This is a genomic window from Aeromonas salmonicida subsp. salmonicida, from assembly GCF_001643305.1.
GTDB lineage: Bacteria > Pseudomonadota > Gammaproteobacteria > Enterobacterales > Aeromonadaceae > Aeromonas > Aeromonas salmonicida.
Genome location: NZ_LSGW01000012.1, coordinates 70,832 through 85,658, shown reverse-complemented (window position 1 = coordinate 85,658; position 14,827 = coordinate 70,832). Strand labels below are relative to the sequence as shown.

The 14,827-nt window shown below is 59.1% G+C and carries 15 protein-coding genes and 1 pseudogene; 8 read left to right on the top strand and 8 right to left on the bottom strand.

Features of this window, described 5'->3' with window-relative positions; translation table 11 throughout:
* Positions 1–694 (bottom strand): annotated as a pseudogene (locus tag AXW79_RS21920) (IS3-like element ISAs33 family transposase); the annotation flags it as partial.
* A 337-nt stretch (positions 695–1,031) separates the two neighbouring features.
* Between AXW79_RS21920 and AXW79_RS01385 the strand changes: the two are divergent.
* The 5 genes from AXW79_RS01385 to AXW79_RS23260 are packed head-to-tail and all read left to right on the top strand — an operon-like array spanning position 1,032 to position 4,121.
* Positions 1,032–1,811 (top strand): LamG domain-containing protein, encoded by a 780-nt coding sequence (locus AXW79_RS01385; protein WP_005314764.1) that lies wholly within the window; start codon positions 1,032–1,034, stop codon positions 1,809–1,811.
* On the top strand, positions 1,798–1,974 hold the full coding sequence (locus AXW79_RS23265) for a hypothetical protein (protein WP_005314767.1): 177 nt from the start codon (positions 1,798–1,800) through the stop codon (positions 1,972–1,974). Before AXW79_RS01385 ends, AXW79_RS23265 begins: the two co-directional genes overlap by 14 nt.
* Before the next feature lie 27 nt (positions 1,975–2,001).
* Positions 2,002–2,703, top strand: coding sequence for a hypothetical protein (locus AXW79_RS23525; protein ID WP_225854363.1), 702 nt, complete (start codon positions 2,002–2,004; stop codon positions 2,701–2,703).
* Positions 2,704–3,954, top strand: coding sequence for a hypothetical protein (locus AXW79_RS23520; RefSeq protein ID WP_225854364.1), 1,251 nt, complete (start codon positions 2,704–2,706; stop codon positions 3,952–3,954).
* Positions 3,951–4,121 carry a hypothetical protein gene (locus AXW79_RS23260; RefSeq protein ID WP_005314770.1) on the top strand — a complete coding sequence of 57 codons (171 nt, stop codon included), beginning with the start codon at positions 3,951–3,953 and terminating at the stop codon, positions 4,119–4,121. Before AXW79_RS23520 ends, AXW79_RS23260 begins: the two co-directional genes overlap by 4 nt.
* Before the next feature lie 99 nt (positions 4,122–4,220).
* On the opposite strand, the gene AXW79_RS01375 is transcribed toward AXW79_RS23260, so the two are convergent.
* Positions 4,221–4,400 carry a glutathione S-transferase family protein gene (locus tag AXW79_RS01375; RefSeq protein ID WP_005314771.1) on the bottom strand — a complete coding sequence of 60 codons (180 nt, stop codon included), beginning with the start codon at positions 4,398–4,400 and terminating at the stop codon, positions 4,221–4,223.
* A gap of 353 nt (positions 4,401–4,753) precedes the next feature.
* Between AXW79_RS01375 and fabV the strand changes: the two genes are divergently transcribed.
* Together fabV and AXW79_RS01365 are read left to right on the top strand one after the other, a co-directional pair.
* The gene (gene fabV, locus AXW79_RS01370) at positions 4,754–5,947 is read left to right on the top strand and encodes an enoyl-ACP reductase FabV (protein WP_005314774.1); all 1,194 of its coding nucleotides are present in this window, start codon (positions 4,754–4,756) and stop codon (positions 5,945–5,947) included.
* Between the two features lie 162 nt (positions 5,948–6,109).
* On the top strand, positions 6,110–7,585 hold the full coding sequence (locus tag AXW79_RS01365) for a YfcC family protein (RefSeq protein WP_005314781.1): 1,476 nt from the start codon (positions 6,110–6,112) through the stop codon (positions 7,583–7,585).
* A 64-nt stretch (positions 7,586–7,649) separates the two neighbouring features.
* Here the strand turns inward: AXW79_RS01365 and AXW79_RS01360 are convergent, their stop codons facing one another.
* On the bottom strand, positions 7,650–8,864 hold the full coding sequence (locus AXW79_RS01360; protein WP_005314784.1) for a pyridoxal phosphate-dependent aminotransferase: 1,215 nt from the start codon (positions 8,862–8,864) through the stop codon (positions 7,650–7,652).
* A gap of 392 nt (positions 8,865–9,256) precedes the next feature.
* On the opposite strand from AXW79_RS01360, the gene AXW79_RS01355 reads away from it, so the two are divergent.
* The gene (locus AXW79_RS01355; protein ID WP_005314787.1) at positions 9,257–9,469 is read left to right on the top strand and encodes a DUF1653 domain-containing protein; all 213 of its coding nucleotides are present in this window, start codon (positions 9,257–9,259) and stop codon (positions 9,467–9,469) included.
* Positions 9,470–9,530: 61 nt separating this feature from the next.
* On the opposite strand, the gene AXW79_RS01350 is transcribed toward AXW79_RS01355, so the two are convergent.
* The 5 genes from AXW79_RS01350 to AXW79_RS01330 form a co-directional block, all read right to left on the bottom strand.
* Entirely contained in the window at positions 9,531–9,794 is a 264-nt protein-coding gene (locus tag AXW79_RS01350) for a GrxA family glutaredoxin (protein WP_005314790.1), read from the bottom strand.
* Positions 9,795–9,991: 197 nt separating this feature from the next.
* Positions 9,992–11,437: a D-alanyl-D-alanine carboxypeptidase/D-alanyl-D-alanine endopeptidase gene (gene dacB, locus AXW79_RS01345; protein WP_005314792.1), complete on the bottom strand. Its 1,446-nt coding sequence runs from the start codon at positions 11,435–11,437 to the stop codon at positions 9,992–9,994.
* Positions 11,438–11,542: 105 nt separating this feature from the next.
* Positions 11,543–13,303 carry a DEAD/DEAH box helicase gene (locus tag AXW79_RS01340; RefSeq protein WP_005314795.1) on the bottom strand — a complete coding sequence of 587 codons (1,761 nt, stop codon included), beginning with the start codon at positions 13,301–13,303 and terminating at the stop codon, positions 11,543–11,545.
* A 101-nt stretch (positions 13,304–13,404) separates the two neighbouring features.
* Positions 13,405–14,442 carry an HlyD family secretion protein gene (locus AXW79_RS01335; protein WP_005314797.1) on the bottom strand — a complete coding sequence of 346 codons (1,038 nt, stop codon included), beginning with the start codon at positions 14,440–14,442 and terminating at the stop codon, positions 13,405–13,407.
* Positions 14,443–14,445: 3 nt separating this feature from the next.
* Positions 14,446–14,784, bottom strand: a complete 339-nt coding sequence (locus tag AXW79_RS01330; protein WP_005314799.1) for a DUF3302 domain-containing protein — start codon at positions 14,782–14,784, stop codon at positions 14,446–14,448.
* Positions 14,785–14,827: the final 43 nt, after the last annotated feature.

Genomic DNA, 14,827 nt, shown 5'->3' with positions numbered 1-14,827 from the left:
TAGGTGATATCGCCACACCACACTTGATTGGGTTGCGGAACATCAAATTCGCGGGCCAGCAGATTCGGAATATCCGGTCGTTCAGACCGTGCAACCTTATAACGATGTGTGCCCGGCTGTTTGGATGCCAACCCGGCTTCCCTCATCAGGTTACGGACTTTGAATCGGCCAATCTGATACCCCAGCTCTCGCATCATCGACATCAAGGCACGGCTGCCTGCCGAGTCCCGGCTCGCTGTGAACAAGCGGTGCAACTCACTGCGCTGTTGCATTCGCTCACGGTTAATCACTCTCCTGCGAGCCAGATAATCGTAAAAACAGGATGTGGGAATATCGAAAGCGCAGCAGACCAGGGTGATGGGGGCTTGCTCCCTTAATCGGTCTATCAGCGCGTACGTGTGAACTCGTCCGTCATCAAGAGAGCAGTAGCCTTTTTGAGTATGTCCTTTTCACGTTCGAGCCGGTTGATACGGGCTTCCAGCTCCTGAATTTTCTGCTGTTCCGGAGTCAGTGCTTTGCTGATTGGGGTTGTGCCACTGCGTTCGGATTGCAGTTGCTGAACCCATCGGCGCAGCACGGTTTCACCGACATCCAGTGAACGGCTTGCTTCGGGAACAGAATACCCCTGGTCGAGCACCAGGGATGCGGCTTCGAGTTTGAATTCGGCAGTAAATGAGCGACGTAATCTTGTCATTGAACACCTCAGGTCATGGTGGCGACTGTACCACCTAAAATGGTGTCCGGGATGATTAGACCACTACATAATACCAATGCGGTGCTACGGGTAGCGCAAGCCAAAAATAGTGGCCATTGAGGGGGGCAGGCTGGCGGGGGCAAAAGCCGGGGGCGTTTACAGCACGGTGTTTGGCGTCAATCAGCCGCTTGCTGGGTTCGATAATCGTTTCATGATTATTTACCAGGACACCTTGCAGTTTTGTTCGTACCAAAATATCAACCCACCCCTCACAACGACTATTTATCCGTCAGCGTTAACTTGGGAAACCCTGTCATTCGGTTCCCATCATGTAGTGATGCAGTATGAAGCCGCTACCTCCAGCACCCGAATTTATATCGATGGGGTGCTGGACGCCGGCATGACGGTGCCGTTTGATGTGTTCTTGCAGTTGGCCAACACCTATCTGGTGCTGGGTGGCTATTACTTCAATGGCACAGCCAATGGTAATTGTCAGCTGTCCCATGTAGCCATCTATGACCGTATCCTGACGGCCGGTGAGATCGCCGAGCGCCAGACCTACTCTCGGGGTGAGCCGGTCATCAAGTCGGTCAGCCTCACCGCTACCCCCGCCAACCAGGAGCCTCGCAGCCAGTTCCAGCCGCAGGATGTGGGCTGGAGTGGCACCCCACCGCTCTATGCCGGGCCAGTCAACGTGCAACAGATGAGCCAGTCCATTCTGTGCAAGGGACATGACTATTTCTGGGTCCGTGATGGGGTGCAGAACGTGGCCCAGGGCTACATCAGCAACCGGGTGACCATCAACGGGGAGGGGGTCAGGCGCCGGGTACTCTGCTTTAGCCAGGATGGGTATCTGGTGGCGGAAACCTACAGCAGTGCGGCCGATGGGGTCTACCGGTTCGATCACCTCTGGTTGAACCGGCGTTACATGCTGGTCGCCCAGGACGATCCCGCCTTTGGCCCGGCCGATTACAACGCCGTGGCGGCTGACTACCAGGCGCCGCTCCCCTACCCAGCAGCTGCTGGTCACGCTCCAGTTCCAGAGCCCTTGCTCCCAGTCGGTGACGGGCGGGGTACTGACCCTAAAGCCACTGGCCGAACAGATGGCCACCGGTAACGGCGCTACAAACTGGGGGCGTTTTGCCAATCGGGATGGTGACTTTGTGGCGGATCTCGACGTGGGGCCACCCGGTAGTGGCGCCGACCTGGAGATCCCCATCAACGAGCTGTTTACCGGGGCCCTGGTGCGCATCAACACCGCCACCATCACCGAACCGTAAGCCAAGACCTAACCACCGGAGCCACCTATGGCCAGAAAGGATGCGGCGCTTGAACTGCGCAAGGCGCGCCAGAGCAACGGAGATCTGGAGCTAAACCAGGCCGAGGTGGTGCGCTATGAGGCGGTGCTGCAGGGCATCTGTTTGCCGCCTGTGCTGGCCTGTTCGCCCGGGCTGGTGTTGCCCGCTGTGCTGGCAGGCCAGATAGTCGCCCCCGCGCTGGCTGCCGATGTGGGGCTCATCCTCCAGGGTGCGCTGGTAAGCCAACTCCCGGCTGCCGTGGCCGAGATCCGGGGCACCATCGTCATCGAGTGCACCATGGCCGTGACCACCGAGCCGGTGATCCACGACTTTGATGCTGGCTATGACGTGAACGTGTTCCGGGGGCCGAGCCATGCCAGCGCCAGTGATTGGGGGCGGGCCGATCTGGTGAGCGGTGGCGTGGCCAGTGATTGGCAACGTCCCGCCATTGAGCGGGCCACCTGCGCCGCTGACTGGCAGGAAGCCGAGCCGTTAGAGGCCGCCGTTGTCGAGCACGGGGATCTGATGCCACCCCGCTATGAGCTGAACCGTGGGGTGTTTGAGGAAGGGGCGCCGTTGGGGCATGCCCATGGTCAACAGGTTGACAACCTGCCCCCAGGCCATGCGGCTATCCGTTCGCTGTGGGTGGAGGGGGAACAGGTCGGCCGCTGGCAGTTAAGCGGCTATCGCAACCCGCCGCGCTTTGACTAGGTGTGGCAGGCCGACCAGTGGCAGGAAGGGGCCAAGCTGGGCAAGGTCATCGGTGGCCAGCGCTGGCAGTTGGGGGCCTCGCTGCACCTGCACTGGCTGGATGGTTGGGACGAGGCCATGCTGCCCCCGTGGGGCACAAGCCCGCCACCCAAGCCACCGATCACCCCGGAGCGCCCGGACAAGCGCACCAAGACACTGGCGTTCGGCCGCCCTCGCGGTGATGCCAGCCGGGAGTTCGTCTGGCACGGGCAAGACGCCCGCATCGTTATCCCGACCCGGAGGGTTTATCTGGTGAGTAACACAGCAAGCATTGTGCGTGTGCGCGATGGCCTCGATATCCCGGCCACCGCCGTGAATATCGAGCTCGACACCGACTCCTGGGCCTGGCAGTTCAGCGCCCAGATCCCGCGCATCGCGGCTGCGGCCCTGACCGATGAGGAAGAGGTGAGCATCTACATCAACGGCCAGCAGTGGGAGTGCGTGTGCGATGGCTGGCAGTCGAGCCAGAGCTTTGCCCGCGAGTCGGCCACCCTGACCGGCCGCTCTCGCACCGCCTACCTGTCGCCGACCCATGTATTGGCACAAGCGGTGAGCGAGAGTGCGGCGGCCACCATGGCCCAGCTGGCAGCGGCCGTGCTGCCGTTTGGCTGGACACTGGAGTGGCAGGCGGCGGATTGGCTGGTACCGGCCGGCTTCTTTAGTCTGGACAACCAGACGCCGATCGAGGTGATCAAGTACCTGGCCGAGGCGGCCGGTGGCTTTGTGCTGCCACACCAACGCAACCAGCAACTGGTCATCAAGCCACGCTATCCCACTGTGCCCTGGCAGCTTGAGACGGCGCTGGCCGATGTGGCCATCCCCCGCGCCATCATTACTACCCTTGGCAGTGACTTCCAGCCAAGGCTGGCGGCAAACGGTATCTGGGTCAGCGGTGGTCATCAGGGGATCAGTGCGCGGGTGGTGCGGCAAGGTACTGCTGGCGAGCAACTGGCCCAGAGCATCACCCATCCGCTGGTATGCGATGTGGTGGCTGCCCGTGCCCAAGGCGTCGTGGGGCTGGCCAGGACCATGCCCAAGCGGACCCAGACTATCGAGCTGCCATTGTCTGCAGATACGGGCTTGATCCTGCCGGGGGCGCTGCTCGCAGTGGATGGCTGGAAGGGGTACAACCGGGGCGTCAGGGTCTCTGCTGCGTTGCAGAACAAGGCCATGACGGTACGCCAGCAACTGAGCGTGGAGCGATTTGTATGAACCTGTTCAAACGATTCCTGGAGCTGGTACCCGGTGCCGACCCGCTGCTGGTCGGTACCGTGACAGTGCGCGGTGTCGGGGTAGCCATCGGCAAGAAGGCATTTTACAGGGGAGGGGAGCTTGCAGGAGAGGCGCCGGATTTACCGACCTATGAGATAGAGGTTTAAAGCCGGTTTAACTGGCTTATCAAACTCGGCGATTCCTGTGCCATCAAGTTTGATAAAAGTGCCAAGGGCACGGTTTTTCGTTTTAGGCAGACAGATTTTTCATTTTTCGCGGCGGGCTACAGATATCGAGAAAAGATCGTTGACGAAGGTGACCACGCCCTCCGGTGTGAACTGAATATAGGGTACCCGTGACTGAATGGCTTGTTCGAAGGCGCCCAGCTCCGCCAGTGCCGCCTCTTGCTCGCGTTGTTCATTGCTGTGCTTACGTTTCCAAAACATGGTGGAGCTCCTCCTTGAGACCCTTGTGAGACTTCTCGTGACAATAGTCGACCGGCTGAATACTAGTACAGAATATTTGTCCAATAGCGCAGGCATGGATGGTAATTATCTGTTTTTATTTAATTTATTCTTGTCGCCATCGGAGTGATCAGACTCGGGTGTGCGGCCGGCACAGGCCTCATACCCGGGCTTATTCCAGCGCCATCCCCCTGGCTCTAGCCCGGTTTTGGCCGTGCGGATACAGTGGATCTGTTCATTTTCCCCGCAGTCCAACACATCAGAGCACCCTAGGGCGGCAAGATGAGGTATCTTATGCCCCGATTTCATCCATTTAACGGTGTCGAGACCCCTCTATGATTATCAAACCCAAGGTTCGCGGCTTTATCTGCACCACCACTCACCCGGTCGGCTGTGAAGCCAATGTTCGACGTCAGATTGCTTACACCCAGGAACAGGGCATGATTGCCAATGGTCCCAAGCGGGTGCTGGTGATTGGTGCTTCCACCGGTTATGGTCTGGCCTCCCGGATTGCCACTGCCTTCGGTAGCGGTGCTGCCACCATAGGCGTCTTCTTCGAAAAAGCCGGTAGCGAAACCAAGACGGCGACTGCGGGCTGGTATAACTCTGCCGCGTTCGACAAGGCCGCCAAAGAGGCGGGTCTGTATGCGAAAAGTGTCAACGGCGATGCCTTCTCCAACGAATGCCGCGCCAAGGTGATCGAGCTTATCAAGGCCGATCTGGGCCAGATTGACCTGGTTGTCTACTCCCTGGCCTCGCCGGTACGCAAGATGCCGGAGACCGGCGAAGTGGTGCGCTCAGCCTTGAAACCCATCGGCGAGACCTACACCACCACCGCCATCGATACCAACAAGGATCAGATCATCACCGCCACCGTCGAGCCGGCGAATGAGGAAGAGATCCAGAACACCATCACCGTCATGGGCGGTCAGGATTGGGAGCTGTGGATGGCGGCCCTGCGCGACGCAGGCGTGCTGGCTGACGGCGCCAAGTCCGTGGCCTACTCCTACATCGGCACCGATCTGACCTGGCCCATCTACTGGCACGGTACCCTGGGCCGCGCCAAGGAAGATCTGGACCGCGCCGCCACCGCCATTCGTGGCGATCTGGCCGCCAAGGGCGGTACCGCTCACGTGGCCGTGCTGAAATCCGTGGTGACCCAGGCCTCTTCTGCCATTCCGGTGATGCCGCTCTACATCTCCATGGCCTTCAAGATCATGAAGGAGAAGGGCATCCACGAAGGTTGCATGGAGCAGGTCTACCGCATGATGCGCACCCGTCTCTATGGGGAAGAGCTGGCGCTGGACGAGCAGGCTCGCATCCGCATGGATGACTGGGAACTGCGTGAAGACGTGCAGCAGACCTGCCGTGATCTCTGGCCTTCCATCACCACCGAGAACCTCTCCGAGTTGACCGACTACACCGGCTACAAGCAGGAGTTCCTGCGCCTGTTCGGTTTCGGTTTGGCCGAGGTGGATTACGAGGCTGATGTGAACCCGGACGTGAAATTCGACGTGGTTGAGCTCTGAGTCTGACTCAGGTGAAAACAGGGCCCTGCGGGGCCCTGTTTTTTTGTCAACAATCTGGTGAAATCACGAAATTTTATTATCCGCGATCACCTTTTCCCCATATCAAACCCGCTAATCTTGCGCTGTCGGATCACATGACGGCGCTGCCGAGGAATGGAAGCTATGACCACCCCACATGAGGCGCCCAAGAAGCGCCAACTCCCCACCGTATACACACTGCTGTTCATCATCATCGCCCTGATGGCGGCCCTCACCTGGGTGCTGCCAGCGGGCAAATATGACTATGTTACCGCCAAGAGCCAGCAGCCGGTTGCGGCCGCCACAGTGGCCGATTACAGCGGCGATGAGCGATTGCTGCCTGTGCCCGGCAGCTATACCGAGCTGCCCGCCCAGCGGCAAGGGGTGTTCGAGGTGCTCAAGGCCCCCATTCAGGGCTTCCACAAGGCGGCCGACGTGGCGCTGTTCGTGCTCATCATCGGCGGCTTTCTGGCGGTGACCATGCAAAGCGGGGCGCTGGATGCGGGTGTGGGGGCCATAGTGCACACTTTCGCCGGGCGCGAGCGGCTGCTGATCCCGGTGCTGATCGCTCTGTTTGCCCTCGGCGGCTCCACCTTCGGCATGGCGGAAGAGACGGTGGCCTTCTGGGCGCTCATCGTGCCGGTCATGATGGCGGCGGGCTTCGATCGCATGGTGGCGGCGGGGATCATCTTGCTTGGCTCCGGCGTCGGTGTGCTCGCCTCCACCGTCAACCCCTTTGCCACCGGCATCGCCTCCGGTTTTGCCGGCATTCCCATCGGGGAGGGGATTGGCCTGCGGGTCATCCAGTGGCTGCTGCTGGTGATCTTCGCCTCCTGGTTCGTGATGCGCTACGCCAAGCAGGTGCAGCAGGACAAATCCCGCTCCGTGCTGGCCGACATCGCCTATGACGACGAATTCTCCCAGATGAAGCGCAGCGACTCGGCCTTCACCGGCAAGCAGAAGCTCACCATGCTGGTGTTCTTCGGCACCTTCCTGCTGATGATCTATGCGGTGGTGCCCTGGTCCGATCTGGGGATCGATCTGTTGCCAACCTTTGGCTGGTGGTTTGACGAGCTCTCCACCCTGTTTTTCAGCGCCTCCATCCTGATAGCGCTCATCAACCGGATGCCCGAGTCCAACTATGTGGCGACTTTCCTGAGCGGAGCGCGGGATCTCATCGGGGTGGCGCTGGTGGTGGCGGTGGCGCGCGGCATCTATGTGGTGATGGAGCAGGGCGTCATCATCGACACCATCTTGCACTGGGCCGAGGGGCTGGTGACCGGCCTCTCCTCGTCGGTCTTCATCCTGATGGCTTATCTGGTGCACATCATTCTTAGTTTTTTTATTCCCTCAACCTCGGGGCTGGCGACCGTCTCCATGCCCCTGATGGGGCCGCTGGCGGATTTTTCCGGCATCTCGCGGGATCTGGTGATCACCGCCTATCAATCCGCCTCCGGCTGGATCAACCTGTTCGCCCCCACCGCCGCCCATCTGGTGGCCGGTCTGGCGCTCGCCAAAATACCCTACGATCGCTTCGTGCGCTGGGTGCTGCCCTTCATCGTCGGGGTGGCCCTCATCACAATGGCAGTGCTGGTGGCGGGCACCCTGTTGCATGGCTGATGATTCAGCTGCAAACGACAGATAGCAAAAAGGCTCCCGAAGGAGCCTTTTTCATGAGCCGTGCTTACTGCTTGTAGCCCTTGAGGAAGCGGGCGAGGCGACCGATGGCCTCTTCCAGCTCCTCTTCCCGGGGCAGGAACACCAGCCGGAAGTGGTCCGGCGCCGGCCAGTTGAAGCCGGTACCCTGTACCAGCAGCAGCTTTTCCTGCTGCAGCAGGTCGAACACCATCTTCTGGTCGTCACGAATGTCGTACACCTTGGGATCCAGGCGCGGGAACATGTAGAGCGCCCCCTTGGGTTTGACGCAGGAGACGCCGGGGATCTCGTTCAAGAGCTCCCACGCCTTGTCCCGCTGCTTGCGCAGGCGGCCGCCCGGCAGGATCAGCTCGTTGATGCTCTGGTAGCCACCGAGGGCGGTCTGGATGGCGTGCTGCATGGGCACGTTGGCACACAGTCGCATGGAGGCCAGCATCTCCAGCCCCTCGATATACCCCTTTGCACGGCCCTTGGGCCCGGTAATGACCATCCAGCCCTGACGGAAGCCACAGGCACGATAGGCCTTGGAGAGGCCGTTGAAGGTCACCACCATCACATCGTCACACAGGGTGCAGACGCTGGTGTGGGAGATGTCGTCGTAGAGGATCTTGTCGTAGATCTCGTCGGCGAAGATGATGAGGTTATGCTGGCGGGCTATCTCGATCACTTCCAGCAGGAACTCGCTGCCGTAGACGGCGCCGGTCGGATTGTTGGGGTTGATCAGCACCAGACCACGGGTGCGTGGTGTGATGCGGGCGCGGATGTCATCCAGATCCGGATACCAGTCGGCCCCTTCATCGCAGCGGTAATGCACCGCATGGCCGCCGGAGAGGGTCACCGCCGCGGTCCAGAGCGGGTAGTCGGGGGAGGGCACCAGCATCTCGTCGCCGTTGTTGAGCAGCGCCTGCATGGCCATCACGATGAGCTCGCTGGCGCCATTGCCGATATAGATGTCGTCGATGTCGACCTTGCGCATCCCTTTTTGCTGGTAGTACTGCATCACCGCCTTGCGGGCAGAAAACAGCCCCTTGGAGTCGCAGTAGCCCTGGCTCAGCGGCATGTTGAGGATGACGTCCTTGATGATCTCTTCTGGTGCATCGAAACCAAACGGGGCCGGATTGCCGATATTGAGCTTGATGATGCGGTGGCCTTCGTCTTCGAGACGGCGTGCTTCTTTATGCACCGGGCCGCGAATGTCATAGCAGACATCGTCGAGCTTGTGCGACTTGTCGATAGTGAACATGGTGAGTGTGCTTCCTTCCCCGTGGGGACGCGTTGGCGAAAAAGGCGATTTTTAGTATCAAATTTCTTTTCCCCTATTCTTCACAGAATTGAATGCTAGAACAATCTTCTTTTTAGTAGAATTCCCTGATTTTTAGCCTTAAAACAGGGTTGCTGAAACGTTAAATTCAGCACGATCGTTTGTGTGAACCGAGGTTCACTAGTGAAAGATGAGGGGCTGATTAACAAAACTACCCGACTGTGTTGAAATATTCGTATCCAATGGCACGATTGGCTTGGGCCCTAAATCGCCTTCTCGCCCGTGCCAGCGAATAATAAAGAGGGCACAGACAACAGGGCCTGCGGCTTTCTTCTTCGTTTGTTCATCGAGTCCCCACTCACAGAGGTATGTCCATGCATGCACCCGCGCCCGGCCGTTATCGCCACTTCAAGGGGGGTTATTATCAGGTGCTCACCCTGGCCCTGCACACCGAAACCCGGGAGCAGCTGGTGGTCTACCAATCCGAGCAGGATGGGGTTGTCTATGCCCGCCCTGTGGCCATGTTCATGGAGTGGATCGAGCATCAAGGGCAGGTGGTGAGCCGCTTCACGCCGATGGGGGGTTGAGTCTGTCACTTTCACCATAAAAAAAGGCGCCATCAGGCGCCTGTTTTCTATGGGGGAGAGCTTACTGGTAGAGACCCAGGTTCTCTTTGGCATAGGCTTCAAAATCGGTGCAGCCACCGATGTGCTGCTCGTCCAGGAAGATTTGCGGCACTGTATTGACCGGCTTGCCGGCGCTCTTGGCCAGGTCTTCCTTGGTGATGCCTTCTGCGTGGATATCCACGTAACGGAAATTGAAATCGTCACGCTGTTCAACCAGTTGCTCGGCGATCTGCTTGGCACGGACACAATAGGGGCAACCGGGACGACCAAAAATCACTGCAAACATCTTCTCTCTCCGTTGAATTGAGGCAGAGCACAGCATAGCCCCGCCTCGGTACCGATCAAAGTGCAAATTGTCGATATGACCATTCGCCATTTCCGATAAGCCGGATGAATTGTTGCTGGTAGATGCTTTCCAGCACTCCTTTCTCGAGCCTTGTTCAGGGCATAAGAGTCGCCTTGCTGGCAAGGTGGCTCCCCACATTACTGCTCGATGATCTGGATGGGTTGTTGCTGGTAGATGCTCTCCAGCACTCCCTTCTCAAATACGGTCCAGGGCCAGGGTGCCTTGCTGGCACGGTAGCGCTCGTGGGTGGCCGGGTCCTGCGACAGGCCGCGCTGGAACATGACGAATGCCTTGCGTTGGCCACCGACTGTGTCGATAAAACCGGCCAGATTGGAGGTACCCGTGATGGTGCCTGTCTTGGCATGCACCCGGTTTTTCATCATGGGGGCGGTAACGCTGCGACGCCAGGCCAGGGTGCCATCCACCTGAGAGCTGGGCAGCAACTTGATGAGACCGAGTTCGGCATCATTTTTCTGGATGAAGTTGAGCACAGACAGCATCTGGCGTGCGCTGATGAGGTTATGGGCAGAGAGGCCGGAGCCGTCGGCCAGGGTGGCATTACCGAGGTCGATACCCTGCTTGGTCAGGATTGCGCGTACCGCCATGGTGCCGCTGCGATAGCTGCCCGGCTTGTTGTAGTAGTGGCGGCCTACCGTTTTCAGGAAGGTATCGGCGTAGAGGTTGTCCGATTTCTTCAGCATCTTGGAGAGCATGATGGGCAATGAGACAGAGTAATGGGTACCCAGGGTCTCGGCACTGCCTGGTGCCTTGTGGGTGACCTGAAGCAGCCCTTCGTGTGCTATGCCTGCTCTGTCCATTGCCCAGCGGATGTTGTCCCAGCCCCAGGCTTCCACGTCGTGGATGGCAAAGCGCAGCCCCTGGGGTTCCTTGTTGGGGGTGATGCAGCCTTTGAGTTCATAAAAGTTGCCCTTGGCCATGTCTACTTCCAGGGCGCAGAACTGACGCGCCATGTCGCCATAGCTCATCACGTCCACCCTGTCGGTGCCAATGCCGATGGGCACGCCGGTGGCGACGTTGCCGGTGGCGGGGCGACCAATCTGGGTGGCTGTAATGGTGGCGTAGGCGCAGTTCTTGTCGATGATGACAGAGGAGACGGGGGCGGCGAAGCAGAGGGTCTGATCCCCCCAGGACCAGCCGTTACCGCGCTCATAACCGTTATAGGCACCGGTATTGACGTAGACATTGCCCTTGATGCGGTTGACGCCGAGCTGCTTGAACAGGGCCAGCAGATCCATCCGTGACAAGGTGGGGTCGCCGACGAAGTTGATCCAGATGTCGCCATTGATGGCATCACCCTGTTTGGCACCTGGCTGGGCCTGAATATCGGTGGCAAAACGGAAGTCGGCACCGAGCTCTAGCCGTGCCGCCAGGGCGGTGAGCACTTTCATGGTGGAGGCGGGGGCTATCATGTCATCGGCATTGCGGGCGAACTCTATGCCACCATTGCCCTGCACTATGATGGCGTACTGGCCCCCCTTGGGCGGCGTCAGCGTGGCGGCTTGAACCAGAGTCGGAACAAGTGTGGAAAATAGAGCACAAAAACCAATCAACAGCCGCTGCATAAGATCCTCTAACTTAACGAAGGGGTCGGTAGTGCGCTACCCACCCTGATAATCAATATGTTTACGTTCACCGGCCAGCCTGCCGCTGCAAGGTATGATCCGCGCTCAGCCAAGGGCGTTGGCGGCGCGGTACCGGCCTTCATAATCAAAAATTTTCTCTTTCACCTGCCAAAAGCGACCTGACTTGCGGGCGATGACAAAGTCGGGGTGACGAAACTGGTTTGATGCGGCCAGCACGCTCTCCAGAGTGGTGAATTCCGGCTCCAGGCCCGGGGCGGGCCAATGATGACGCACAAAGCGCTGTTGAAACAAGCGCCGTGCACCCGGGGAGTGAAAACCGAAGTACTCCATCAGGGTAAGACCATCCTCATCGTGATAGGTCACCTCCAGCCGCTCCCCCTGTTTGCCACGGCCCGCTGTGAGGGTGAGACCGGCGCAGCGAATGATCATGCAGTCTTTCAGATTGAGGGCCTCCTTGAGCTTGTCGTCCGGATCCACCAACAGCTGATCACAACTCTGGCAGCGGCGGGCGGCGATGTCGTTTTCGGCGCCGCAGGCGGGACACACCTTGGCGCGAAAGCGGTAGTCACACTCCTCGCGGTGGCCCTCGTCATTTTCAAACAGCCCCTGACAGCGACGGCCGTAGTGCTCAATCACCTTACCTTCTTCATCAGTCTTGCCCCAGAAGGTGTTGGCAAAACCGCAAGCCGGGCAGGGCACCTGTACCGGCTCGGTGCCTGCGTGGGGTCTGGGTTCACCCACCTCGGGAGCGAACAGGTTGAAGTTGTTGCCCGCGTAATCGAGCACCAGACAATCGGCCTTGCCTGGTGAGAGGCGAAGACCGCGGCCCACGATTTGCTGATAGAGCGACACCGACTCAGTGGGGCGCAGCATGACGATGAGATCGACGTGGGGAGCATCGAAACCTGTGGTGAGCACAGCCACATTGACCAAAAACTTGATCTCCCGCGTCTTGAAGGCGCTGATGAGGGCATCGCGCTCCGGGCCCGGTGTCTCGCCCGTAATAAGGGCCGCCGTCTGGGATTTGGCAATCAGCAGCCCCTGGATCTCACCAGCATGTTCGACGGTGGCGGCGAAGATCATGACCCCTTGCCGGTCAGCTGCATATTCCAGCACCTGGCTCAGGATATGGGGGGTGACCCGCTGCTGACGTTTTAGCTCGCCGTTGAGATCCGCCTCGCTGAACAGGCCATTCTCCCGCGCAACCAGCTTGCTGAAGTCGTAGTGGACTATGGGGGCGTCGATGAGCCGCGGCGGCGTCAGGTAGCCATTTTTCACCATGAAGCGCAAGGGAAGCTCGAACACGCAATCGCCAAACAGACGCTCGCCATGGCTCTTTACCATGCCGTGATAGTGACGCCGGTAGATCCAGCCCAGCCCCAGGCGGTAAGGCGTGGCGGTGAGGCCGAGGATTTTCAGGGCCGGATTGCTGGCTCTGAGATGGCCCAACACCTGGTGGTACTGGCTCTCGTCATCCAGCGACACCCGGTGACATTCATCGATGATCAGCAGCGAGAAGGCGCCATCGAAGGCATCCAGATTGCGCGCGACCGATTGTACCGAGCCAAATACCACCTTGGCCTTGGCCTCCTTGCGATCCAGACCCGCGGCGAAGATGTCGGCCTTGAGTCCCCAGGCTTCGTACTTGGCGTGGTTCTGCTCCACCAGCTCCTTGACGTGCGCCAGCACCAATACCCGGCCACGGGCCTTGCGGGCCAGTTCGGCGATCACCAGGCTCTTGCCCGCGCCGGTAGGCAGCACTACCACAGCAGGGTCAGGATGCCGACGAAAGTGACTGATAACGGCGTTGACGGCGTCGATTTGATAGGGTCTGAGAACAAACATGGGGAACGGATGTGGTGCAGGATGGCGCCATTATAGGGATCTTGGCGCCACAAAAACAGCGGGCCGGCATGATGCCGGCCCGCTGGGATCCCTTGAGCTGATTAATGGAAGGGGAAGACGTAGTTCATCCAGCTTGCCATGCGCAGCAGCACCTTGCGCATCACGGAAACATGGTGGAAGTGCTGGGTATAGATGGCGGCCTGACCACTGGCGCCAGCGATCACCTGATACTTGTGCCACTCGGGATCCGTGATGGAGATGACCACAGGCAGACGACCCGGACGCACCGCTGTTGTCTGATCCAGCAGACCAATATTGGCCTGGACATTGCCGGCGGCGATAGCCGGCACCACGGCGGTGACAGTGCCTTTGAAGATCCTGCCAGGGATACCATCGATCACCACTTCGGCCTCGTCACCAATTGCCAGACGCTGCATGCTGTTTTGCCAGAACCAGCCGACATAGGCGGTATCGTCTTTATGGATGAAGGTCATCACGGGGCGATACATGAAAGGGGTGGCAATCATGCCGGGGCGCAGGGCCAGCTGCACCACATGGCCATCACTGGGGGCATAAACCACTGTCTGTGCCAGCTGGTATTTTGCCTCGTTCAGCTGGGCTTGCAGATCTTCCAGGGTGGCTTTTTGCTGGTCAATCTGGGCGACAATGTCGTCCACATTCGCTTGCGTGACATCGAGATCCCGCTGCTTGCCAACTCCCCGCCGCATCAAGTCACTGGCGCGATCCCTGTCCAGTCTGGCAGAACGCAGTCTGGCCTCGATGGATTTGAGGTGTTCACTATTGGCGTCGAGTCGCGCGCTCAGGCTATCCACCTTCAGCTGGAAAGGTTCGGACTCGATACGAAACAGCACGTCGCCTTTTTTCACCGGCTGGTTGGGTTGTACCGGTACCTCGACGACCCGCCCCTTTACCAGGGGAACAATCGGCGTGGAGACGTAGTAGTTGCGGGCCATTTCGGAGTAGGGGTGGTTGTAGTTCATCAGCATGATCAGGGTGCCGATGATGAGCACGCCGCCCAGCGCTGCCGTGGGCACAGTCCACTTGTTGAGCGGGATGCGAAAAATCTTGAACACGGCCACACACAGGGCCGTGTAGGTCAGGATCAGTAGCAGGTCCATGATTTATCCCTGTTGTTCAGTCTGTTGGATGGTATCGATGCGTGCCTTGAGATCGGCGAGTTCCTGCTTGAGAAGCTGTATCTCGTCTTCATCCTGTTGCAGACGCTGGTTGAAGCCCCAGCCGCGATCAGGACGATAGACAGTGGCCCAGATCCAGAGGAAGGGCCAGAGCACATGCAGGGTAAACAGACTGACCCATCCCGCCACATGAATGGCATCTTGGTGGGGGTGCTGACGGTGTTTGGCTATTTCATAAGGAATATCGTGGATCACTATGATCCCGTAGAACATGACCAGCCCGACAAAGAAGAGCAGGCCAAGGGCAAAATAATCAAGGAACATGGGTGTCTCCACAGGTTTGATGCACAACCAATCATTGGATTCA

Coding starts and splice junctions, on each gene's coding strand:
- AXW79_RS23265 (WP_005314767.1), top strand. CDS start 1,798: ATGGCCACCGGTAACGGCGCTACAAACTGGGGGCGTTTTGCCAATCGG.
- AXW79_RS01375 (WP_005314771.1), bottom strand. CDS start 4,400: ATGTTTTGGAAACGTAAGCACAGCAATGAACAACGCGAGCAAGAGGCG.
- AXW79_RS23525 (WP_225854363.1), top strand. CDS start 2,002: ATGGCCAGAAAGGATGCGGCGCTTGAACTGCGCAAGGCGCGCCAGAGC.
- AXW79_RS01330 (WP_005314799.1), bottom strand. CDS start 14,784: ATGTTCCTTGATTATTTTGCCCTTGGCCTGCTCTTCTTTGTCGGGCTG.
- AXW79_RS01340 (WP_005314795.1), bottom strand. CDS start 13,303: ATGTTTGTTCTCAGACCCTATCAAATCGACGCCGTCAACGCCGTTATC.
- dacB (WP_005314792.1), bottom strand. CDS start 11,437: ATGCAGCGGCTGTTGATTGGTTTTTGTGCTCTATTTTCCACACTTGTT.
- AXW79_RS01385 (WP_005314764.1), top strand. CDS start 1,032: ATGCAGTATGAAGCCGCTACCTCCAGCACCCGAATTTATATCGATGGG.
- AXW79_RS01335 (WP_005314797.1), bottom strand. CDS start 14,442: ATGGACCTGCTACTGATCCTGACCTACACGGCCCTGTGTGTGGCCGTG.
- AXW79_RS01360 (WP_005314784.1), bottom strand. CDS start 8,864: ATGTTCACTATCGACAAGTCGCACAAGCTCGACGATGTCTGCTATGAC.
- fabV (WP_005314774.1), top strand. CDS start 4,754: ATGATTATCAAACCCAAGGTTCGCGGCTTTATCTGCACCACCACTCAC.
- AXW79_RS01355 (WP_005314787.1), top strand. CDS start 9,257: ATGCATGCACCCGCGCCCGGCCGTTATCGCCACTTCAAGGGGGGTTAT.
- AXW79_RS01350 (WP_005314790.1), bottom strand. CDS start 9,794: ATGTTTGCAGTGATTTTTGGTCGTCCCGGTTGCCCCTATTGTGTCCGT.
- AXW79_RS01365 (WP_005314781.1), top strand. CDS start 6,110: ATGACCACCCCACATGAGGCGCCCAAGAAGCGCCAACTCCCCACCGTA.
- AXW79_RS23260 (WP_005314770.1), top strand. CDS start 3,951: ATGAACCTGTTCAAACGATTCCTGGAGCTGGTACCCGGTGCCGACCCG.